The following is a 21,059-nucleotide window of genomic DNA, read 5'->3' as shown; positions in this document are numbered from 1 at the left end:
AATGCCCACCCTACTTTTTAAACTGCAACTGCAACACCTATTTCATTACGGTTGTGGGGAGCCTCAAAATCAATTATTGGTCCTTTAGGCACGATGCGAGTAGGATTAACTTTGGGATGACTCCGATAGTAATGTCTTTTAATATGATCCAAGTTGCAAGTTTCTTTCACTCCTGGTTGTTGGTACAAGTCTTTTAAGTAGTTCCACAAGTTAGGATAATCTACAATCCGGCGTAAGTTGCATTTGAAATGGACGTAATAAACAGCATCAAAACGCAGTAAGGTTGTAAACATACACCAATCGGCTTCTGTAATGCGATTACCACATAAATAACGTTGTTTAGCTAAAACATTTTCCCAACGGTCTAAAGCCTCAAATAACTCCGTTACAGCCTCCTCATAAGCCACTTGTTGAGTAGCAAATCCGGCTCGGTAGACACCATTATTAATTGGTTGGTAAATCTCATCGATAGTTTTGTCTATTTGTGCTTGCAAATCTTTGGGGTAGAAGTTGACATTCTTACTCGCAATATCGTTAAACTCAGTATCAAACATGCGAATAATTTCGCGAGATTCATTATTCACAATTGACTGAGTTTGCTTATCCCATAACACGGGAACTGTTACCCGTCCACTATAATTTGGTTCGGCTTTTAGATAAAGTTGCCAAAAATATTGCGTCCCGTTAACAGTATCGGGAATCGCTCCAGGTTCACTACTAAACTCCCAACTATTTTGGTCGATCTCTGCTGCTACTACAGATAATCCAATTGCATCTTCTAGTCCCTTCAGACGACGCATAATTGCCGTTCGATGTGCCCAAGGGCAAGCCCAAGAAATATATAAGTGATAGCGTCCTGCTTCTGCTTTAAAACCACTCGAACCATCAGCAGTAATTTTATTGCGAAAGGTAGTAGAAGGGCGGATAAATTTCCCTTGGTTATCTTCTTGTTCCCGTTCGGAAATCCATTTACCGTCAGCTAGAATACCTAAACCCATCGATCGCACCTCTTGCGAATTTGTATTTGTGAGTTTCTAAGTTCGCTCTTCATACATGCTAAACCAATAAAGTGAAGTCAGAAGTTAGAAGTCTTCTCTTACTAGTTTGGAGAAAAATGCATCTATCTTATGGTATAAAAAATTAGGCTCATCGAGTGAAGTGAGAATTCAAATGTAGGCGAGCATTGCCTATTCTACTAATAGCGGTTTTGATTTAGGTAAAACACGCAATCTGTAGGGGCGCACAGCTATGCGCCCCTACAAATGTCACGCACGCAGTTGAGAATTGCTATAAGACAAAAATAAAATATTAAGATTGAATCATCAAAAAATAGTAATTTGTTCTCATAAATCAAATATAAATTGCGATCGCCATTCACCTTCTAACCAAATCAGCAGTTGATTTTCACTTTCACTCAGAAGCAGGATGTCTTAAGATGTAACAAAAAGTAAAGTCATCTGCATCAGCAACCACTGATAACTTTGTACAGACGTTACATCTAACGTCTCTACACTGATAACTGATAACTGATAACTGATAAATCTATGAGCGATCGCATATTTATTGCAGCTGCTTTCATTGTTTTTCTAGCTCTGATTATTGGCGTTGGCATCTACTCATCAACTCATAAGAAAAATACAACTGCTGACTACATCCTCGCTAGTCGCGGCGTAAGTCCTTGGCTGACGGCGCTTTCCGCCATGTCAACGGGTCAGAGTGGTTTATTATTTCTCGGTCAAGTTGGCTTTGCCTACACAGCCGGAATTTCTGCTATATGGTTAGTTATTGGTTGGGCAATAGGAGACTATCTCGCTTGGTTTTTATTTTTCAAACGTTTAAGAAAAAGATCCGAAGAAACAGCATCGGATACTGTTTCTGATTTCTTAGCGCAAAATACTTCTGGCGCTCGTTGGATCTCGATTGTCTCAGGCATAATTATTGTTGCTTTTCTCGGTGCGTATGCAGCATCGCAACTCGTAGCAGGTAGCAAAGCACTGAATGTTGTCTTCGGCTGGGATTATCGTCTAGGAATTATCCTCGGAGCAGTAATAGTTGTTATCTACTGTTTTTCTGGTGGCGTGCGAGCGGAGATTTGGACGGATGCAGTCCAAGGGATAATTATGATTGGTTCGTTGCTGCTCCTACTATCCGTAGCAATTACCGACTGTGGTGGATTTGGGCAACTTTGGACAAGATTGGGCGCGATTGATGCAAAGCTAATTAATTTGAGTCCATCTAATCTCCCGTTGGGCTTTTTGCCCTTTTTTATTGGTTGGATTGTGGCTGGATTTGGTGTAGTCGGTCAACCGCATATCTTAGTCCGAGCAATGGCAATTGACTCGCCCGATAATGTCAATAGGGCGCTGAATATCAAAACTATTGCTAGTTTAACCACATCTTTTTCTTCCATTACCATCGGCTTAGCAGCACGGGTGTTGTTACCCGACTTGATATCAGGTGGCGATCCTGAGTTGGCATTGCCGTATTTAGCAGAAGAATTGCTACCCGCAGGCTTTGTCGGACTGATGCTAGCCGGAGTCTTTGCTGCTACTATGTCTACAGCCGATTCTCAGATTCTCTGCTGTTCGGCGGCGTTGACTCAAGACATCGCGCCTCAATTTGCTAATTCCTATCGAATTGTCAAGTTAGGCACTTTAACTGTCACTGCGATCGTTTTGAGTATTGCTTTAGTAGGCGATGATAATGTGTTTCTCTTAATTACATTTTCTTGGTCGGCTTTAGCTTCGGGTTTAGGTCCACTGTTACTATTGCGAGTTGGGCAATTGCCCGTCAGTACGCCTGTAGCACTATTAATGATGGCTGTTGGAATTATCACCGCTATTAGTTGGAACCTGGTATTTAAGTTATCTTCCGTAGTTTACGAAGTCCTACCAGGTATGATTGCAGGTAGCTTAGTTTATGTCATAGCGCGATTGCTTGCTTCTAAGTCTAGATCTAACCAGCATAGATGACGAGAGAATTAGGCTTCGTTGAGGATCTTGGGGACTTTGAAAAATTCCCCATCCTGTTCTGGAGCGCTTTCGAGTATAGCATCGCGATCGCCATATGGTTCTAGTTTATCCGCACGGGTGATGTTACTAGCATCAATTGCCCGCATGGTTGGAGGTACGTCAGTTACGTCAAGTTCGCTCAACTGCTCGAAATAATCTAGAATGCTACTCAATTGAGTGGTAAATTGTTCCTCCTCTTCGGGAGTGAGTGCTAAACGTGCGAGATGGGCAACTTTACGAACTTGTTCTTTGTCGAGCATGGATGGTAATTGGTAATTGGTAATTGGTAGTTAGTAGTTTGTCATCTATAGTTTTTGACTTTTAACTTTTCACTTTTGACTTTCCCATTACCATTAAAAGTAAATATCTTTTGATAAACGTCCGGTGGTTTTGAGCCAGTTTTGTGCTTCGAGATAGTTGTTGGGATCTATTTGGATAGCGCGTTTCCAGTAGTCAGCAGCGAGATCGAATAAACTATCGGCGCGATCGCTATCTCCTTCTTCTTTGGCTTTTTCCCCTTGGAAGTGATAGATGACAGCCATGTTATTCAAGGCTTGCGTCATGTTGGGGTAACATTCGAGTGCTTTTTCGTAGTACTCCAAAGCTATCTCGTGTTCGCCATTATTTGTATAAATTAACCCCATATTGTAGAGAACGTAGCTGCGATCGTATGGATCTTCTTCTAGTTCCAAAGCCTGTCTGTAGTTGTCTAAAGCTTCGGCATACTCTCCAGCACCCTGAGCAGACATACCATCGCGGTAATAGACAAAAGCTTCTTTAGCTTTTTTATTGGTAGGCAGAATCTTCAGAATGATATCTGCCATGACGGTAAATGTTTTATCTACAAAGTTGTCATTACGCTGGCTTCTTGGCATATCGAGTCCGAGCTACCGTTTGGTGTATCGCTTTTGCGATCTATCTTAACGTGAGTGCGGCAGTCTTAATCTCATTGCAACAAAATAGCAAAAAATTTTCTTTGATTCCACAATATTGATAAACCGCTAATAGTTATCAGCACAGTCACAAACTTGTGAAACTGCTCGTTACTCATTTTCTGTAACATTTGCTGTCCTACCCAGTTTGCCGGAATTGCTGCCATCCCAATGACTAATCCATACCAGAGATACGATTTGGTAAATGCTCCCAAGCTAGCGTAAGTACACATTTTGGCTATATGTACTACTAGAACATGGGCGGATTTCGTGCCGATCATTTTTTCTTTGAATAAGCCGTAATTTAAATACAGTGGATTTAAGATTGGACCAATACTACCGAGTAAGCCTGAGAGAAAAGCGTGAATAAACCCAGCGGGTAAGAAAACCCAACCTGGTACTTGAAAAGATGGTTTGCTCTCGCCTACAAACATACTGAAAGCAGAACTGACTAAAAATAGCCCTAGTAGAGTTTGTATCCACTCTAGATGAGTTTGAGTAAATGCGATCGCACCCAAAATCGCCCCCGACACTGCACCAGGCAAATACCACCAAGTTAGCCGCCAGTCTATATCTTGCCAAAAAACAAAAACTCGTTGCAAGTTCCCCAATAACATGCCTGTGGTCACGACTGGCGGAATAGCTGGCGTTTCCAGCAGGAAGTTTACCATCGGAATAATAATAAACGGACTTCCCCCACCAGCTAAGCTACTAATAACCCAAGCAATAAAGCTCGACACTGCCAACAGGAGAACCGTCATAGAGGCGATCGCCTTTAATAAATCTTTATAATCTTAAGTATTTACTTTAACTCTTTACTTGCATCCGTTGCTACTCGAATCTGCACTCTTTACGTTACTGTAGCTAGAGGCAGACACAGAGATTCGTTAGAGGCTTGTACCTTCTGAAATTTTGACTTTTGAATTTGACTTTTGAACTGTTTTACTTACACGGAAATAGGCGAGGGCGTAGGATCGTATTGCTCTGCTTCTTGATATGAGAAAAAGTTGTTACTCAGAGGAATCAGTTGCACCGCACAAGCTTTTAATTCTGGCTGTTTGGAATCAGGACAAGATTCGGGATGGGTGAGGGCATTTGCTTCAGCTTGTTCTGCCCACAATGCCCCCCAGTGCATCGGCACAAACACCGTACCAGGGGCGATCGCTTTTGTTACTTTAGCAGGAAATTTAGCTTTACCGCGTCGCGATCGCACTTCTACCCAATCATCATTGTTAATTTTCAAACTCGCAGCATCGCGGGGATGAATTTCGATAAATGGGTTGGGATGCATCTGTTGAATTTTATCAATTCTGCCCGTGCGAGTTAGGGTGTGCCAATGCCCGTATAATCGTCCGTTTGTCAGGACATAAGGATATTGCGGATCGGGTGGTTCTGCCAGTCCCCGCGAGTGATAGGCGGCGAACTTCGCCCTACCATCAGGGGTATGGAATTTAAAATCTGTATACAACCGTTTGGCTTTTTCGTGACGATCCGATTTACCTAACTCAGATTCGGGACAGGGCCATTGCTGCGGTCCTTCGGCGCGGAGGCGTTCGTGACTCAATCCTGACATGTCGCAAGGGCGATCGCGCGTAACTTTGGTAAATTCAGCGTAAACTTGGGTGGCAGCAGAAAAAGCAAACTGTTCGGTAAAGCCCAACCTTCTGCCGACTTCAGCAAAGATTTCCCAGTCTGCTTTAGCTTCTCCTGGTGGCTGACGAAAGGCACTACACAGAGTTACGCGCCGTTCGGAATTTGTCATTACGCCCGTCTTTTCACTCCACTGTGCGGCGGGAAGCAAGACGTGGGCGTAGGCAGCAGTTTCAGTAGGATAGTAGGCATCTTGGTAAATGGTAAAAGGCGATCGCAATAGTGCTGCTTTCGTCCTTTCCAAATCTGGCATACTTACAGCTGGGTTAGTTGCTGCAATCCACAATACGCCGACTTCCCCTGACTCCAAGCCCGTGATAATTTCCCAAGTATTTCTACCAACCTCAGAAGATATACTACCAGTTGGCAGACCCCAAAGTTGCTCTAACTCGGCGCGGTGTTGTGGATTTTTCACGCTGCGGTAACCTGGAAGCAGATGTGCCAATCCCCCTGCTTCCCGTCCGCCCATTGCATTCGGCTGTCCCGTGAGGGAAAATGGACCCGCACCAGGCTTGCCAATTTGCCCTGTCATGAGGTGCAAGTTGATAATGGTTCTGACCTTTGCCGTACCTTCTGAAGACTGGTTTACGCCCATCGACCACATAGATAGGACGCGCTTCGATTCTTTCCAGTATCGCGCCGCCGTCTCTAAATCGGCAGCAGAGATTCCGCATTTTTGCGCCACCATCTCTGGGGTGTAATCTTGAATTACCTCTGCATAAGCAGGAAAATTACTCGTACAATCTTCAATAAAATCTAAGTCGATACAGCCCCAACGCATTAACAAATGGGCGATCCCGTTAAGTAAGTCGATATCCGTCCCAGGATGAATCGCCAGATGCAAGTCAGCAGCTTCCGCCGTAGTTGTGTAGCGGGGATCGACAACGACCATTTTGACGTTGCGGTTCTGCTTGCAGTATTTGTTGAGGCGGTTGAAAACAATTGGATGACACTCAGCAGTGTTCGTACCGATTAAAAAAGCGCAATCGGTTTGTTCTAAATCTTCGTAGCAACAGGGAGGACCGTCAGCACCAAAACTCTGTATGTAACCAGATACCGCGGACGACATGCACAGGCGAGAATTGGCATCAAAGTTATTCGTCCCCAAACACCCCTTCATGAGTTTTTGCGCGATGTAATAGTCTTCGGTCTGAAACTGACCGGAACCATACATGCAAATTGCATCAGCCCCTTGAGTCAGGCGAACTGTTTGAATGCGATTGACGATTTTTTCTAGTGCTTCTTCCCAGCTTACCTGGCGGAACTCTTCATTGAGCGAGTCTCTCACCATTGGATAGCGTAAGCGGCTTTTGGCGATCGCTTCTGCTATTGTCGCGCCTTTGACGCACACCATTCCTTGACTGGAAGGATGGGCTTTATCACCTCTCACTTTCCAGACTGGATTCCCTTGACTGTCTCGATTGGTCGCTTTGCCAGCAGCGGCTGGGGGTGAGACTTCTAAGCCGCAGCCGACACCACAATAAGGACATAGGGTTTTGGTGGAGTCAGTCATGACAGTGTTACCGCAATTTTTTCGTTAATGGGCTACAGATTTAAAGTTGGAGAATTATTAGAAGCTCTTTCAGTAAATTTGATAAATTTGACAGTTTTTCAGCACTTTAAACCACGATTCTACATTACCAGACAACATACCCACGTTTGAAATTTTAGTCTGTAGAAAATGTTACACAAATACCGTTTTCAAGAGTAAAATTGTCTGAAAGTTCTGACATAATCAAAATCGAAATAGCTCGAACAGATCCTATTTAATTTTGATGTCCAGATATACTATTTACCTCAATCAGTCCTAGTAAAAATTATAACCGTAGATAGAAGCAAACAAATATAGTATTTTAAAGAACTTTTAGCGATCGCTGTGATTGATAATTGGTAATTGGTAATTGGTAATTGGTAGTTGGCAACTGATAACTTTCTTTTATAAGCGTCGTTGGGTGCTAATAATAGAAAACTAGGATAACGCAGTTTAAAATTTACCTGCGTTATCCCGTATAAAGATTAGGTAGGTGGAATGCAGCAAGAGATTTTATTCTAATTCCTCTGCCAATATAGAACTACTTGGTAGCGCGTGTTCTGGTGTATCTGTTGCAGCAGTAGCCTCATAATCTTCAGCAAAAGAGCCTTTTGGTTCCTTCAAGAAGAAGGCGCACAAGCTAGCACAAATTAGAGCAGCAATTCCCATTGTGGCAAACAAAGTACGGGCATTGGTTAGGCTGAGAATTGTTAAATAAATTACCCCACCAAAGTTACCATATGCTCCGACGTTACCAGAAATTTGTCCGGTAATTTCTTTTTTAATCAGAGGTACGATCCCGTAAGTTGCACCACAACCAGCTTGAGCAAAGTAAGCAGAGAGCATTGTCACGGCGATCGCTAGTGGTAAAGCCCAGCTCCCATTAATTTCATAAGCGAGTAAGTAGCTAATCCCAATTCCAACCGAAATAACTGTCATCGTCCATTTGCGCGAACCTAATTTATCAGAAATTAAACCACCACTAGGACGAGAAACTAAGTTTAAGAATGGATAGCATGAGGCAATAATACTTGCCATATGATGATCCAAGCTAAAAGTTGTTTCAAAGAAGATTGGGAGCATAGAAACTGCTGCCAATTCCGAACCAAAATTAGTGACGTAAGTAAATTCGAGTAAAGCGACTTGACGAAATTGATAGCGTTCGGATGCAGAGTAGATTTTTTGTCCGGTTAATAACTCTTTATTGACGCGCCAAGCTTGATAAGTTTGGTAAGCATACAATCCTAATAGTCCAATCCAAACAATATACATTTGGCTTTGGCTGAGGAAGTGAATTTTAGGTTGAGCCAAACGCCAAGCTAACAAACCAAGAGCGAAAATCAAACCGAAATTTGACAGCAGCATGGCATAAAAACTGCCTTTGCTGGTGACTTCCATCGCGCCATTTTTCTTAGGACGCTTGTAAACTTTACCGCTAGGAGTATCTTGGACAGTATTGAAGTAGATAACACCGTAAATTGCAGCAACAATACCTGTAAAGGCAACTGCCAAACGCCAGTTAGATGCACCACCTGCAACAAAGCCAGTAGCTACTGCAAGAATTGGGAGAGCAAATTCAGCACCAAAAGCCCCAAAGTTACCCCAGCCGCCATACACACCTTGAGCAATACCAATATCTTTGGGCGGGAACCACTCAGACACCATGCGAATGCCGATGACAAATCCAGAACCGACAATCCCCATCAACAAACGACTCCATACCAATTGGTTGAAATCGTGAGACATCGCTGTTGCCATACAAGGAACTACAGCAAACATCAACAGAAAAGAGTAGGTAATTCTTGGACCAAACCGATCCAGCAGCATACCGATAATAATACGAGCTGGAATTGTCAGTGCTACGTTGCAGATGAGGAGAGTTGTTTTTTGCGGATCGCTTAAATGAAGTTCTTTCTGAATTAATCCGGCAAAGGGTGCAAAGTTAAACCAACAAACGAAAGTTAAAAAGAAAGCAAACCACGTTTGATGTAAGATGCGATAGCGACCCTGGAATGAAATTAAGCCTTTGAGCATGAGATGACTTCCTAAGTCAAAAGAAGAGGAATTGCAAAAGTTGTGCTGTTAGCAATTCTGTGAATTGCCTCAAGAGTGTTGTAAGAGCTATTGGGTTCTATAAGTCTGAATTAGGCTATCTTTTACCAGTTTGAAAAAGTTCTATCAGTGTCGAAAATATTGGCGAACCATACCGTAAACATTTGCTGGCTTGACTTTTTATTTGCACAAATTACATCCATAACACTGATAGAAAAGTGATTGTGTCTGAATTTTTAATGGCACTTTCAATACTGGTTACTACTCTAGATTGGATTACTAAAGCCAGAAGTTTCGTATATTTTGTAACGAAATTACATTAATTATGAAATAAACGCATAGTGTTCATGCATTTTCATGCATATTTACCACCCAAAGACAGATTGCAAAAAAATAGCGATCGCCTAAATGTCGGAGCGATCGCCGTTTTCAGCTATCAGTGATTAGTGACTGGTGACTAGAAAATAGTCCAGCCACTCTCTACTCCACATGGGCATGACGATGATACAAGAAGTCGAGGATGTGGTTGCGCAGTTCGTAGTAACGGGGATCTTCGATGATACGGGCGCGTTGGCGCGGACGAGGGAAGGGAATCTCCACAACTTCACCAATCGTTGCCGAAGGACCGTTGGTCATCATGATCGTTCGATCGGATAAAAATAGGGCTTCGTCAATGTCGTGCGTGATCATCAACACGGTGACGCGGTGTTCTCGCCAAATTGTTAGCAGTTCTTCTTGGAGTTCCTCTTTGGTAATGGCATCCAGCGCCCCGAAAGGTTCGTCGAGGATCAGGATTTGGGGACGAATAGCTAAAGCACGGGCGATCGCCACTCGTTGTTTCATTCCTCCAGATAGCTGACGCGGCTTTTTATCGGCAGCTTCCGTCAGTCCTACCATTGCTAAATGCTCTTTAGCGAGCGCTTTTTTCTGCGCCGCCGGCATATTGGGATGGACGGCATCAATGGATAGATAAACGTTATCAAACGCCGTCATCCAAGGCAGCAGGGAGTAATTTTGAAACACCATCATCCGTTCCGGTCCTGGTTCGGTGACGCGATCGTTTTGCAGCCGAACTTCTCCCGTAGTCGGTTTGTTAAATCCTGCCACCATGTTTAGCAGGGTAGTCTTGCCGCAGCCAGAGTGACCGATCAGACAGATAAACTCACCTTCGCAAGCTGTGAAATTAACATCTTTTAAAACTGTGTATGGACCATTTTTTGTAGGATAGACCTTGGAAACATCCTCTATAACTAGAAATGGTTCGCGAGTTTGATTTTGAGTGACTTGGACTAAAGATTGAGTTTCTCTAATTTGCATGTTTCTTGAGGGAGTAGGGAGTTGTAGGGGCGGGTTTACCAAGAGTTTTTACTACTATCAGAGATTTCGCGTGAACCCGTCCGTACACAGGAGTAGTTGGTAATTGGTAGTTGGTAATTGGTGGTTGGTAATACCCATTACCCATTACCCTTTTTTAAACAGTGACTATAGGATCGATCGCAATTTCTTCGACGCGGATTTGGTGTTTGATTTCCAAACTGTTGAGGTAGTCAATCGGGCGATCGGGATAGAGAATTTTGCCGTCAAATAGCTTGATGGGTTGGGGATCGTGTCCAATGTCCATAAATCCAAGTTCGCGGGCGGCGATGCCAAATACATCGTTACGGCTGACGCGATCGAGGACTTCCACCCAGTTTTTCGGAAATGGAACTAATCCCCAGCGTGCCAACTGAGTCAAGATCCACAGCAGATCGGTGCGATCGCGATAGTTGGCTTTGTCTACGTGGAATTGGTTGAAATGCAATAGTTGTTGGGGTGCGGAACCGTCGCCGCGATTGTAGGGATCGAGGAACCCAGGACGGGTGTAAGCGGGATCGGAACCGACGTATTCCGGTCGGCAGAGTAATTCGAGAATTTCTTCCCGATGGCGGCGATCGTCGCAGTAGTCGCAAGCTTCTAATAAGGCTTTAACTAGGGCAACGTGGGTCTGTGGATATTGGTTTGCCCATTCTTCCCGCACGCCTAAAACTTTTTCTGGATGTCCCGCCCACAAGTCTAAATCGGTGGCAACGACAAATCCTAATTCTTCGTAAACGGCACGGGAATTCCAAGGTTCGCCAACACAATAACCGTCGATGTTTCCAGCTCTGAGATTAGCTACCATTTGCGGTGGCGGAATCACCGTTAAGCTGACATCTTCATCGGGATGAATGCCACCACTCGCCAACCAGTAACGCAGCAGCAAGTTGTGCATTGAGGCTGGGTGTACCATACCGAAGGTGTGGACGGTATCGGAGTCAGAAGCGATCGCGGCTTTTAAGTCGGCTAGGGTTCTAACTCCTTGCTCGAAAAACTTTTTGCTCAGCGTAATGGCGTTACCGTTACGGGAAAGAGTCAGGGCGCTGACGATGGGGATAGGAGTTTTACCACCCGCCCCTAAAGTCATGGCTAAGGGCATTCCTGCAACCATTTGGGCAGCGTCTAAGCGTCCCGTACCTACCCCCTTAGCGATTTCCTTCCAACTCGGTTCGCGGCTGAGGGTGACATCGGTTAAGCCGTATTTAGCAAAGAAGCCTTTTTCTTTGGCGACTAGCAACGGGGCGCAGTCGGTCAGCGGAATAAAGCCGATTTCTAAATTGACTTTTTCTAAGCCATTGCCAGCAACGACGACGTGTTGTTTTGCTTTGCGCTGCTTGATGCGTTTTTGTTGGTTGAGGAAGTAAATCAGCTCGTTACGCATAGCGTAGTAGCTGGGATGATTGACAACTTCCATCCGCTGACGGGGACGGGGAATGTTGACATCCAGAATTTGTCCGATTTGTGCTTCAGGACCGTTGGTGAGCATGACAATGCGATCGCTCAGCAGCAAGGCTTCATCTACATCGTGTGTCACCATGACACAAGTAACGTGACTTTCTTCGCAGATTTTCATCAACTGTTCTTGCAAACCGCCCCGCGTTAAAGCATCTAACGCCCCAAAGGGTTCGTCGAGTAGCAGCAACTTAGGACGAATTGCCAAAGCACGAGCGATCGCCACCCGTTGTTTCATTCCTCCAGAAAGTTCGCCCGGACGCTTATCTCTAGCGTGACGCAAGCCGACTAAATCGATGTGATGTTCGACAGTCGATCGTCTTTCTGCCTTGGTTTGATTTTTGTAAACTTCATCAACCGCCAGCGAGATATTCTCGTACACTGTCATCCAGGGCAGTAGAGAGTAGTTTTGAAATACCACCATGCGATCGGGTCCAGGTTCTTTTACCTGCCGTCCTTCTAGAATTACACCACCACGACTAGCACGGTCTAGACCAGCAATAATATTTAGTAGCGTAGATTTGCCGCAACCAGAGTGACCGACTAAGGAAATAAACTCACCCTGTTTAATTTTTAATTCAATATTTTTCAGTGCCGTATAGGTACTACCATTTGGCAATGAAAATATTCTATCAACGTGGTCAACTTCAACAAAAACTGACATGGTAATTGGTAGTTGGTAATTGGTAGTTGGTAGTTGCTAATTGCTAATAGTTGATTGCTGATTGCTATTAACTATTAACCATTAGCTATTAGCTAGTTTTGTTCTTCTGGAACGACTTTACTAGCAATGAAAGCCACTAATCTGTCTAATAGCAGACCGACAACACCAACATAAATCAGTGCGATGATGATTTGACTTAATAAAGAGCTGTTATAAGCATCCCAGATAAAAAAGCCGATGCCGACTCCACCAACTAACATTTCTGCGGCAACAATTGCTAACCAAGATAAACCGATCCCGATTCTCAAACCTGTAAAGATGTAAGGCACGGTGGCGGGAAACAGAATTTTAAAGAAATATTTTTTTCCTCTGAGTTTGAGAACTCTGGCGACGTTGCGATAATCTTGAGGCAGTTGTTGTACGCCCACTGTTGTGTTGATGATGATGGGCCAAATTGCTGTAATGAAAATTACAAAAATTGCGGAAGGATTGGATTGTTGTAATGCTGCTAACGATAATGGCAACCATGCCAAAGGTGGAACGGTTCTAAGAACTTGAAAAATCGGGTCTACAGCGTTGTAAACAAATTCATTCGAGCCAATTAGAATTCCCAGAGTAATTCCGACAATAGCTGAGAGGGAAAAACCGATTGCGACCCGTCCCAAACTAGCCAGAATTTGTAATGCTAATCCCTTATCTGTCCCGCCATTATCAAAAAAGGGATTGATGATGTAAGGGTCCCATGTTTCTTGAATTACCTCGATCGGCGAAGGCAAAGCAAGAATCCCACTCATTGTAAGTAACTGCCAAATCAATGCAAAAATGGCGATCGCCACGATGGGCGGAATCACTTTTTTAGCGATAAACTTGGCGATCGCTTTCTGCTGTAAACTTTTTCTCGAACGATCTAACGTTGCGGTCATGCTCCTCCTATGCTTCTACGTTTATATAAAGAATTGCGGGAGTCGGGAGTCGGGAATTGTAGAGACGTTACATATAACGTCTCTACAGGAGTTCTTCTTTCCCTAGCCCATCATTAAGCTTTCTTAATCTTTAGACTCTTCAAATAAGCTTCGGGATTAGCCGGATCGAATTTGACCCCATCAAAGAAAGTTTCCACACCACGGGAAGAACTCTTAGGAATCTCTGCATCTGGTACGCCAATTGCTTTAGCAGCTTCTTTCCATAGATCTTCGCGATTTACCTGGTCTACGAGTTTCTTCGTGTCGGTATTTGCCGGAATATAACCCCAGCGAATATTTTCCGTCAAAAACCACAGGTCGTGGCTCTTATAGGGATAAGAAGCATTGTCTGCCCAGAACTTCATTTTGTGGGCGTAGTTCTCTTCTGTACGACCGTCGCCGTAGTCAATGTTGCCCTTAGCTCGCTCGATAATATCTTTAGCTGGGACTCTAAACCACTTCTGCTGGGAAACGATATTCACCATCTCCTCTTTGTTTTCTGCTTTTTCACACCATTGTTGGGCTTCTTGTACTGCCATCAATAATGCTTTCGCCGCATTGGGGTTCTTATCTACCCAGTCAGCCCGCATTGCAAAAGCTTTTTCTGGGTGGTCGTTCCACAACTCTCCAGTTACCAAAGCTGTATAACCCCGCTTTTGGTTTACCAGTTGGGCATTCCAAGGTTCTCCGACACAGAAAGCTTCCATGTTGCCCACTTTCATGTTGGCGACCATTTGCGGTGGTGGAACGGGGACGACCGAAACATCAGAGTCAGGATTAACACCACCAGCCGCTAGCCAGTAACGAATCCATAAGTCGTGTGTCCCGCCAGGAAAGGTCATGGCTACCTTGAGATCTTTGCCAGCAGCTTTAGATTTAGCGAAGGCTTCCTTGAGTGGCGTGCTTTCCTTAGCTACCTTTAACTCCTTGTAAGTTTCAGCAACAGAAATTGCCTGACCGTTGGTATTCAACCTTGCCAGAATGTACATGGGAACCTTTTTACCCTCAGTAATCGTTCCCAAGCTCATTAGGTAAGGCATTGGCGTAAGGATATGTGCCCCATCAATCCCACCACCACCAGAACCTAGTGTTAAATTATCGCGGGTGACGGGCCAAGAGGCTTGCTTTTCCACCTTCACATCAGTCATGCCGTATTTGGCAAAAAGTCCCTTTTCCGCAGCAATAATCAAGGGTGCAGAATCAGTCAGGGCGATAAAGCCTAACCTTGCTGTAGTCGTCTCCACTTTGGGAGCGTCGGCAACGGGACTAACATTAGCTGTCGAACTAGTATTCGTAGTAGAGGTATTGTTACTTGCCGTGTTGCTTGAACTACAGCCGTGAACTAAAGCTGAACCTGCCGCTGCTGCACTTGTGGTAATGATGAATTGCCGTCTTGTAAACTTGGTCATTCTTGAAGTGGTAATTGGTAATGAGTAATTGGTAATTGGTAATTGGCGAGAGGTAGATTTTGACTTTTGACTTCTTTCCCTAGCCTCTAGCCCCTATTGCAACTTCTTGCCTCGGTCTAGCGCCGAAATGCTCGACGAGTAAATTGCGCAATACTGGCTGCAAATCATCGCAGGGAATTCCCTTCGTGATGCAGCTACCTAAATGAGCATCCTTGCCGACTTTGCCACCCATGTAGATATCAACACCTTCTACAGCTTTGCCATCTTTACGGACTTTGGTTCCCATCAGTCCAATGTCCGCTACCTGGGGTTGTCCGCAGGAGTTAGGGCATCCCGTCCAGTGAATGCGGACTGGTTGAGTAAATCTTAGTTCTGCCTCTAGCGCCTTAATTGTTGCCAGCGCTCGATTTTTAGTTTCAATCAAGGCAAAGTTACAGAACTGAGCGCCCGTACATGATACGAGTCCTCGGGTTAGCGTTTCGGGTTCTATGGAGAAGCGTTGTAAGAGTGGTTCCGCCAGGAAGGTTCCGAGACGCGAATCGGGAATGTTGGGAATAATTATGTTTTGTTCTACAGTCAGGCGAATCTCACCACTACCATAAACTTCTGCCAACCGCGCTACTTCAAACATATCTTGAGCGTAGAGCCGTCCGACAGGAACGTGTAAGCCGATGTAGTTTAGTCCTGGCTGTTTTTGAGGGTAGACGCCAATGTGGTCGCGTTTTTCCCAGTCAATTTCGTCTTTAGCGGCTGCCGATCGCAAAGATTTACCCATTCGGGTTTCTACAGCTAGACGGAATTTTTCCATCCCCCACTCGTCAATCAACCACATCAAGCGAGCTTTTTGTCGATTGGCTCGCAGTCCATTATCTCTATAAACTTCCAAAACTGCTTTGCATACAGCAACTACATCTTCTGGTGCTACCCAAGCATCTAAAGGAACCGCCGCCTCGCAACGTTTAGCAGAAAAGAAACCACCAACTAGGATATTAAAACCAAATTCTTTTTCCTGACTCTCCTGTACGGGCGCACAGCCGTGCGCCCCTACCGACTCCCGACTCCCGCCCTTAAACGCCGGAACAAAAGCAAGATCGTTGATCTCTGCATGGACGGAGTTATCGCGACCACCAGTAATGGCAATATTAAATTTTCGCGGTAGGTTGGTGAATTCTGGGTTTCCTTCACCGTAATTGGTGATTGCGTCTTGCACTTGATGCACTAAGTCTCGCGTGTCAAATAACTCTTCGGTATCGAGTCCTGCTAGTGGATCGCCAGTAATGTTACGGACGTTATCCATCCCCGATTGGATGCTGGTTAATCCCACAGCAGCAAACTTTTGAAAGATCTCTGGCAAGTCTTCAATCCGAATGCCCCGCAGCTGAATATTCTGTCTGGTAGTGATGTCTGCGCTACCGTCATCGCCATAGCGTTGCAGGACTTCACCCAGGACTCGCATCTGATGGGTGGTGATAATGCCATTAGGCATCCGCAGCCGCATCATGAATTTACCTGGAGTGACTGGACGAAAGAACACGCCTAGCCACTTAAGGCGATGGTCGCGATCTGTTTCATCCATTGCTTCCCAACCAATAGAGGCAAATTGCTCGATCTCTGCTTTAACCGCAAGACCATCTTTCTCTGCCTTAAATTTTTCAAATTTATTCAGACTTGCCTTGGAGGTTGCTGCGTCCGTCATATGGCTTTATTCCTGTTATCTGCTATGTCCGTGCCACTACCAGCACTTATGTTGAAAAAATCAAAAATTCCGCTAGTTCTAAGTTTCTGTCATCTGTTAGATTTTGTTACAACCTGCTGTCCGTTGTCTTCCTTGGCAAAATCTTCTTTTCATCGGTATGATGGGCGTTCGCGACGCACCTTCTTTTCGTTTGAGGTTGGAATCAGACAAGACACCACGCAGTTATTTTAAAATGGCTTTAAAATGGCATCATATGAAAAGTCATCCCTGTATTTTTGATACATTCGATACTTTGCGATCGCCTTCTGTACGATTAACCCTCCGAATTTGAGCAACAACCCCAGTCTTTGCAGTCTGAATATTTGATGGATCGCAGTTCGATCGAGTGCCAACCCGTGTTGCTTGCTCGTTAAAAACTAACTTACGCGGATTTTTCCTACCAATTCGTAACTTAAGTAACAAATCATTGCTTTTATTGAATTTTTTGCATCATTTCTATGCAGATATGACATAGAAATCGGTACAAAGACGGATGTAGCATGTCTCAATTAGGTCAGACTGAAATCAGTTATCAGTTGCCAGCGATCGGCGAACGGGGTGTGGGAAATTGGTAGTTGGTAATTGGTAATTGGTAATTGGTAGTTGCTCCCTCAGCTCCCTCAGCTCTCTTCCCTGCTCCCTGACAATCATCTAATTCAAATCGCAGTAATTTAACCGTGAATTTACAAACTGCTAATTTGTTAGAACAGGCACAACTCGCCCACGCTGCTTCTAACTGGGCGTTGCTACTCCAATGCCTTCAGCAACTCATCTCAGAATTCGGAATTCGGAATGCGGAATTCGGAACTCCATTTTCTCCCTCAGCTTCCCCAGCTCTCTTCTCGCCGACTCCCGACTCCTCTGTACGGGCGCACAGCAGTGCGCCCCTACCGTCTCCCCTAACATGGGCAATCGATATTTTGACGTGGGGAGATTTTCATCAACGGTGGGATGTGGCAAAGTTACTGCCTAAATTCGGACGAGAGGCGATCGCATCTTTATTGGAGATTTTGGCAGATGAAGATGCGGATGAAGAATTGCGCTGGTTTGCCGTGCGGAGTTTGGGGACTTTTGACGATCCAGAAGCGATCGCCGCTTTGGTAGAGTTGTTGCAAACATCAGCAAATCCAGAAGAACAGGGAATAGCAGCCGCAGCTTTAGCAGAAATTGGCTCGAATGCTGTATCTGCAATTACAAAGTTGTTAGAGCGAGAGAATACCAGAGCGCTAGCTACGCGATCGCTTGCCTATATTCGTACTAAAGAAACAATCGAGCCTCTACTCAGCGTTGTGCGAGACTCAGATGTGGAAATTAGAGCGATCGCGATCGAAGCTTTGAGTAGCTTTCACGATCCTAAAATTCCCCCCATTTTAATTGAAGCTTTAAGCGATTTGAGGGCAAAAGTGAGAAAAGAAGCCGTTACTGGCTTGAGTTTTCGCCCCGATTTACGTGAAGAATTGAATTTAGTCGATCTCTTGCTGCTGAGATTGCATGACTTCAGCATAGATGTTTGTCTAGCTGCTGCAAACGGTTTAGGTAGATTAGGAACGGATCGAGCTGCAACAGGTTTGTTCCGAGTCTTGCAGTCTCCTCATACGCCGAGCGCTTTACAGATAGAAATTGTCTTAGCTCTAGGCAGAATTGCAACCTCAGCTAGTCTGGAATATTTACGGCAAGTTTTCGAGCAAATAACTTCAATCGCAATTTGGCAAGAAACAATTCATGCTTTAGGACGAGTCGAACAGTTAAGTTTAAAGCCACAAGCAGCAGAGATTTTACTCGAATTGCTGCGTACCAATCGCTTAGCAGCACAACATGCCAAACTCAAGCAAGCGATCGCTTTGTCTTTAGGTCAATTGGGTGAAATGCAAGCAATTCCATCGCTAATTCAATTACTAGCAGACTCAGATCTTGCCGTCAAATTGCACGCGATCGCTGCTCTCAAACAGTTAAATTCTACTGCTGCCTATCAACAGTTAACTCAACTTGCTGCTGATGCTAACATTTCACCGCAACTACAACAGGGAGTGGCGATCGCTTTGCGAGAATGGGATCTTAATTCTTCTTTTTAAGTAAATATTTACCCCACTCTACAGCAATCGGGATCTCTGTAAAGGGAATTCGCACGGTATCTTGTGAATCTTGCATGACAAATTCTAGCGCGATCGCTTTCCCTTTATTTGGTGGTGTCTCCAACGCTACTGGTTTTTCCTCTACTAGTAAGTGAATTTCTTGTACCCGATCTAAAGAAAAAGTTTTCAGGTCAATGGGTCCCGTGCGTGTTGGTTTTCCCCAAGTTAATTCGTTCCCATTCTGCCCCAAAACCGCATAAATATCGTATTTTGACTTTTCAAATTGTTTTGCCCAATTTTGGTAGGCTTCTACTTTTTGAAATTCGTTTCTTCCCTGCCAAGCTAACCAAAAAAATAATCCTAGCAGTGGCAACCAAATCAAACCACGTTCCATTGTTTTACTGAGTAGCTATCCTTCTCTAATTATAGAAATTGCTATGGTAGTTCTATTTCATCAGTAGGTAAGCTACTTGATTTTGTGCGAAGTTTTTGTTACTATCTATCTCATAATGGAAACATATTCAGATTTTTAAAAATTGCAAATATTACCATTGTAATATAGGTATTATAAAACAAAGCTCGGAAGAAATAAAGTAGTTGGTACTAATTAACGCTTAATTCTTCGCAATTCGCAACTAAAACAACAATGACAAAGTAATAATTACGAATTACGAATTATGAATTAACCATGCAGTGCCCTAAACAGAGCATCTGTCAACTCAACAGCTTGCTTGGCTCGTTCTGGGGCTGTTGCACTAGCATCAGTTGCGGCTAGGGCGATCGCGGCAATGTATTCGCGTTTAGTCAATCCTTTATCCAACATGGTTGGGTCTGTAGGATGGGCAGGCGCATTAGCATCATGAGCAGACATAAATCTAACCCTCCGGTATTACAGGTAGCACGAAGTCAATATATACTGCGTTGGCTACCATTTGTCATATCAAACGAGGTTGTTGCCAATCGATCTCTCACAGCTTTTCGAGGAGAGCAAATACAACCCGTGCTTGATTTTCCGCCGCGATCGCAAAAAATGTGCCGATTTGCGTTGCTGCTGCCTCTTCGCCACCACCCGCTAAATCGGAAACGCTTCTGACAGCAATAAAAGGGACGTTATTAGAATAGGCTACCATTGCCGATGCGGTGGTTTCCATATCGACAACTAATACATCCGTTTCAGCGTTACGGTTGCCTTGTTCGTCAAAATTGAGAGTTGTCGCTAGAAATCTACGATATTGGGCGTTGTCAACAAATGTAGGTCCGGCGACCCCATTTTGACCGACGATCAGTTGAGGTGGTGGATCGATCGGCGTAGTAGCGCAATTTCCCGCCTGGTCAACTTGAGGACAATCCAATAACTTAACTTCCAGCTGACTTGCTTTTTTAAACATTGCCTCATCCACCGTAAACCAAAATTTTAAGTCCTGATCTGTCTCTGGATTTACAGATGCACCTGGGAATGGAACTTGACGGATGATTTGTTCGTTGTTCTGGTTGAAATAAAATTGTGGTGCGCGATCGGAACTGACATTTGTATTGCGTAAAAAAGCATTCTTAGCATCTGGTTGAAAGATTCCTGCTGGGTTAGCTTGCCCTGGTTCTGATGCTTGTCCTAATAAAAAATTGCAAGTCTTAGCTTCCTCTAAGGGGTCTTGCAAGACGTGATTGAGCTGAAGTCCAGGTGAGAAAGCACACGGTACAATTTCTGCCGTGTTATTGAAATACGTCTCTTGGGGGAAAGCCCACCGTTTGGGGATCGTCACCGAACCGATGGGTGTCTCGTTCGGGGTATTAGGGTCGTCGTCGTTTGCCCCAACCCCACCAACTCCACCAGCGATCCCGCTAAAAATCACTTTCGAGACGTTAAATTTGTCTAGCGTTAATTGCGTCACCATTGTAGCGTTGACAATACTAATATTAGTCAGCACGACAACGACATTCTTACCGCGCAATTTTCCCTTACTAAAGCGATGTCCGTTAATATTTAGACAGCCATCGAATTTATTTTGACCGTCATTCAAACGCATTTCATCAATAAATCGATCTGCCTCACCAGAAAATGCCGAAACGAGAGCAATTCTGGGAACTGTATCAGTATTAGCTTTACACTCCCCTTGAATCGGTGCGGCTTGAGTGGTGCTGACGGGTAACTGAGACGCAAAAGAGAGCAAAACAGGCAGTTGCCACCAACGCAATCTGCTAATAGTTGTATTCTTGCTAAATTTCATGGTTTTGC

General features: G+C 44.4%; 19 protein-coding genes. 3 read left to right on the top strand and 16 right to left on the bottom strand.

Features of this window, described 5'->3' with window-relative positions; all coding sequences use genetic code 11:
- Nucleotides 1-17: 17 nt before the first annotated feature.
- On the bottom strand, nt 18-998 hold the full coding sequence (locus M5J74_RS18695) for a glutathione S-transferase family protein (RefSeq protein WP_250012715.1): 981 nt from the start codon (nt 996-998) through the stop codon (nt 18-20).
- A 546-nt stretch (nt 999-1,544) separates the two neighbouring features.
- On the opposite strand from M5J74_RS18695, the gene M5J74_RS18690 reads away from it, so the two are divergent.
- Complete coding sequence (locus M5J74_RS18690) at nt 1,545-2,972, top strand: sodium/proline symporter (protein WP_250012714.1); 1,428 nt, start codon at nt 1,545-1,547, stop codon at nt 2,970-2,972.
- A gap of 8 nt (nt 2,973-2,980) precedes the next feature.
- Here M5J74_RS18690 and gatC read toward each other — a convergent pair whose 3' ends face one another.
- From gatC to M5J74_RS18635, 11 genes are all read right to left on the bottom strand, one after another.
- On the bottom strand, nt 2,981-3,271 hold the full coding sequence (gene gatC / locus M5J74_RS18685; RefSeq protein ID WP_015155577.1) for an Asp-tRNA(Asn)/Glu-tRNA(Gln) amidotransferase subunit GatC: 291 nt from the start codon (nt 3,269-3,271) through the stop codon (nt 2,981-2,983).
- A gap of 93 nt (nt 3,272-3,364) precedes the next feature.
- Nucleotides 3,365-3,886 (bottom strand): photosystem I assembly protein Ycf3, encoded by a 522-nt coding sequence (locus M5J74_RS18680; protein WP_015155576.1) that lies wholly within the window; start codon nt 3,884-3,886, stop codon nt 3,365-3,367.
- Between the two features lie 71 nt (nt 3,887-3,957).
- Nucleotides 3,958-4,704, bottom strand: a complete 747-nt coding sequence (locus M5J74_RS18675; protein WP_106167776.1) for a sulfite exporter TauE/SafE family protein — start codon at nt 4,702-4,704, stop codon at nt 3,958-3,960.
- 185 nt (nt 4,705-4,889) lie between these two features.
- Nucleotides 4,890-7,106 (bottom strand): molybdopterin oxidoreductase family protein, encoded by a 2,217-nt coding sequence (locus tag M5J74_RS18670; protein WP_250012713.1) that lies wholly within the window; start codon nt 7,104-7,106, stop codon nt 4,890-4,892.
- A 531-nt stretch (nt 7,107-7,637) separates the two neighbouring features.
- Nucleotides 7,638-9,158: a NarK family nitrate/nitrite MFS transporter gene (locus M5J74_RS18665; RefSeq protein ID WP_106167778.1), complete on the bottom strand. Its 1,521-nt coding sequence runs from the start codon at nt 9,156-9,158 to the stop codon at nt 7,638-7,640.
- 498 nt (nt 9,159-9,656) lie between these two features.
- Entirely contained in the window at nt 9,657-10,493 is an 837-nt protein-coding gene (locus M5J74_RS18660; protein WP_106167779.1) for an ABC transporter ATP-binding protein, read from the bottom strand.
- Nucleotides 10,483-10,638: a hypothetical protein gene (locus M5J74_RS18655; RefSeq protein ID WP_250012712.1), complete on the bottom strand. Its 156-nt coding sequence runs from the start codon at nt 10,636-10,638 to the stop codon at nt 10,483-10,485. The genes M5J74_RS18660 and M5J74_RS18655 overlap by 11 nt, the downstream gene beginning before the upstream one ends.
- A gap of 9 nt (nt 10,639-10,647) precedes the next feature.
- Nucleotides 10,648-12,648, bottom strand: a complete 2,001-nt coding sequence (locus tag M5J74_RS18650; RefSeq protein ID WP_106216523.1) for a nitrate ABC transporter ATP-binding protein — start codon at nt 12,646-12,648, stop codon at nt 10,648-10,650.
- Nucleotides 12,649-12,740: 92 nt separating this feature from the next.
- On the bottom strand, nt 12,741-13,571 hold the full coding sequence (gene ntrB, locus M5J74_RS18645) for a nitrate ABC transporter permease (RefSeq protein WP_106168374.1): 831 nt from the start codon (nt 13,569-13,571) through the stop codon (nt 12,741-12,743).
- Between the two features lie 113 nt (nt 13,572-13,684).
- Nucleotides 13,685-15,019: a CmpA/NrtA family ABC transporter substrate-binding protein gene (locus tag M5J74_RS18640; RefSeq protein ID WP_106168373.1), complete on the bottom strand. Its 1,335-nt coding sequence runs from the start codon at nt 15,017-15,019 to the stop codon at nt 13,685-13,687.
- 79 nt (nt 15,020-15,098) lie between these two features.
- Nucleotides 15,099-16,715, bottom strand: coding sequence for a ferredoxin--nitrite reductase (locus M5J74_RS18635; protein ID WP_015155568.1), 1,617 nt, complete (start codon nt 16,713-16,715; stop codon nt 15,099-15,101).
- Between the two features lie 103 nt (nt 16,716-16,818).
- On the opposite strand from M5J74_RS18635, the gene M5J74_RS18630 reads away from it, so the two are divergent.
- Nucleotides 16,819-17,046, top strand: a complete 228-nt coding sequence (locus M5J74_RS18630) for a hypothetical protein (protein ID WP_250012711.1) — start codon at nt 16,819-16,821, stop codon at nt 17,044-17,046.
- A gap of 233 nt (nt 17,047-17,279) precedes the next feature.
- Here the strand turns inward: M5J74_RS18630 and M5J74_RS32810 are convergent, their stop codons facing one another.
- Nucleotides 17,280-17,405 (bottom strand): hypothetical protein, encoded by a 126-nt coding sequence (locus M5J74_RS32810; protein ID WP_256498509.1) that lies wholly within the window; start codon nt 17,403-17,405, stop codon nt 17,280-17,282.
- 26 nt (nt 17,406-17,431) lie between these two features.
- Here M5J74_RS32810 and M5J74_RS18625 point away from each other — a divergent pair, with 26 nt between their 5' ends.
- Nucleotides 17,432-18,826 carry a HEAT repeat domain-containing protein gene (locus M5J74_RS18625; RefSeq protein ID WP_250012710.1) on the top strand — a complete coding sequence of 465 codons (1,395 nt, stop codon included), beginning with the start codon at nt 17,432-17,434 and terminating at the stop codon, nt 18,824-18,826.
- On the opposite strand, the gene M5J74_RS18620 is transcribed toward M5J74_RS18625, so the two are convergent.
- From M5J74_RS18620 to M5J74_RS18610, 3 genes are all read right to left on the bottom strand, one after another.
- Nucleotides 18,810-19,220: a hypothetical protein gene (locus tag M5J74_RS18620; protein WP_106216526.1), complete on the bottom strand. Its 411-nt coding sequence runs from the start codon at nt 19,218-19,220 to the stop codon at nt 18,810-18,812. The genes M5J74_RS18625 and M5J74_RS18620 overlap by 17 nt on opposite strands.
- A gap of 288 nt (nt 19,221-19,508) precedes the next feature.
- Nucleotides 19,509-19,697, bottom strand: coding sequence for a hypothetical protein (locus M5J74_RS18615; RefSeq protein ID WP_250012709.1), 189 nt, complete (start codon nt 19,695-19,697; stop codon nt 19,509-19,511).
- A 97-nt stretch (nt 19,698-19,794) separates the two neighbouring features.
- Complete coding sequence (locus M5J74_RS18610; RefSeq protein ID WP_106165913.1) at nt 19,795-21,051, bottom strand: phosphorylase; 1,257 nt, start codon at nt 21,049-21,051, stop codon at nt 19,795-19,797.
- Nucleotides 21,052-21,059 lie beyond the last annotated feature (8 nt).

It is taken from the genome of Chroococcidiopsis sp. CCNUC1 (assembly GCF_023546805.1).
Classification (GTDB): Bacteria; Cyanobacteriota; Cyanobacteriia; order Cyanobacteriales; family Chroococcidiopsidaceae; genus Chroococcidiopsis; species Chroococcidiopsis thermalis.
Note: the sequence above shows the minus strand (reverse complement) of the source record. Positions and strands in the feature narration are given on the sequence as shown.

What these genes read in the sequence shown, in the direction of transcription:
- M5J74_RS18695 (WP_250012715.1), bottom strand. Translation starts at nt 998, where the DNA reads ATGGGTTTAGGTATTCTAGCTGACGGTAAATGGATTTCCGAACGGGAA.
- M5J74_RS18690 (WP_250012714.1), top strand. Translation starts at nt 1,545, where the DNA reads ATGAGCGATCGCATATTTATTGCAGCTGCTTTCATTGTTTTTCTAGCT.
- gatC (WP_015155577.1), bottom strand. Translation starts at nt 3,271, where the DNA reads ATGCTCGACAAAGAACAAGTTCGTAAAGTTGCCCATCTCGCACGTTTA.
- M5J74_RS18680 (WP_015155576.1), bottom strand. Translation starts at nt 3,886, where the DNA reads ATGCCAAGAAGCCAGCGTAATGACAACTTTGTAGATAAAACATTTACC.
- M5J74_RS18675 (WP_106167776.1), bottom strand. Translation starts at nt 4,704, where the DNA reads ATGACGGTTCTCCTGTTGGCAGTGTCGAGCTTTATTGCTTGGGTTATT.
- M5J74_RS18670 (WP_250012713.1), bottom strand. Translation starts at nt 7,106, where the DNA reads ATGACTGACTCCACCAAAACCCTATGTCCTTATTGTGGTGTCGGCTGC.
- M5J74_RS18665 (WP_106167778.1), bottom strand. Translation starts at nt 9,158, where the DNA reads ATGCTCAAAGGCTTAATTTCATTCCAGGGTCGCTATCGCATCTTACAT.
- M5J74_RS18660 (WP_106167779.1), bottom strand. Translation starts at nt 10,493, where the DNA reads ATGCAAATTAGAGAAACTCAATCTTTAGTCCAAGTCACTCAAAATCAA.
- M5J74_RS18655 (WP_250012712.1), bottom strand. Translation starts at nt 10,638, where the DNA reads ATGGGTAATGGGTATTACCAACCACCAATTACCAACTACCAATTACCA.
- M5J74_RS18650 (WP_106216523.1), bottom strand. Translation starts at nt 12,648, where the DNA reads ATGTCAGTTTTTGTTGAAGTTGACCACGTTGATAGAATATTTTCATTG.
- ntrB (WP_106168374.1), bottom strand. Translation starts at nt 13,571, where the DNA reads ATGACCGCAACGTTAGATCGTTCGAGAAAAAGTTTACAGCAGAAAGCG.
- M5J74_RS18640 (WP_106168373.1), bottom strand. Translation starts at nt 15,019, where the DNA reads ATGACCAAGTTTACAAGACGGCAATTCATCATTACCACAAGTGCAGCA.
- M5J74_RS18635 (WP_015155568.1), bottom strand. Translation starts at nt 16,715, where the DNA reads ATGACGGACGCAGCAACCTCCAAGGCAAGTCTGAATAAATTTGAAAAA.
- M5J74_RS32810 (WP_256498509.1), bottom strand. Translation starts at nt 17,405, where the DNA reads ATGATTGTCAGGGAGCAGGGAAGAGAGCTGAGGGAGCTGAGGGAGCAA.
- M5J74_RS18620 (WP_106216526.1), bottom strand. Translation starts at nt 19,220, where the DNA reads ATGGAACGTGGTTTGATTTGGTTGCCACTGCTAGGATTATTTTTTTGG.
- M5J74_RS18615 (WP_250012709.1), bottom strand. Translation starts at nt 19,697, where the DNA reads ATGTCTGCTCATGATGCTAATGCGCCTGCCCATCCTACAGACCCAACC.
- M5J74_RS18610 (WP_106165913.1), bottom strand. Translation starts at nt 21,051, where the DNA reads ATGAAATTTAGCAAGAATACAACTATTAGCAGATTGCGTTGGTGGCAA.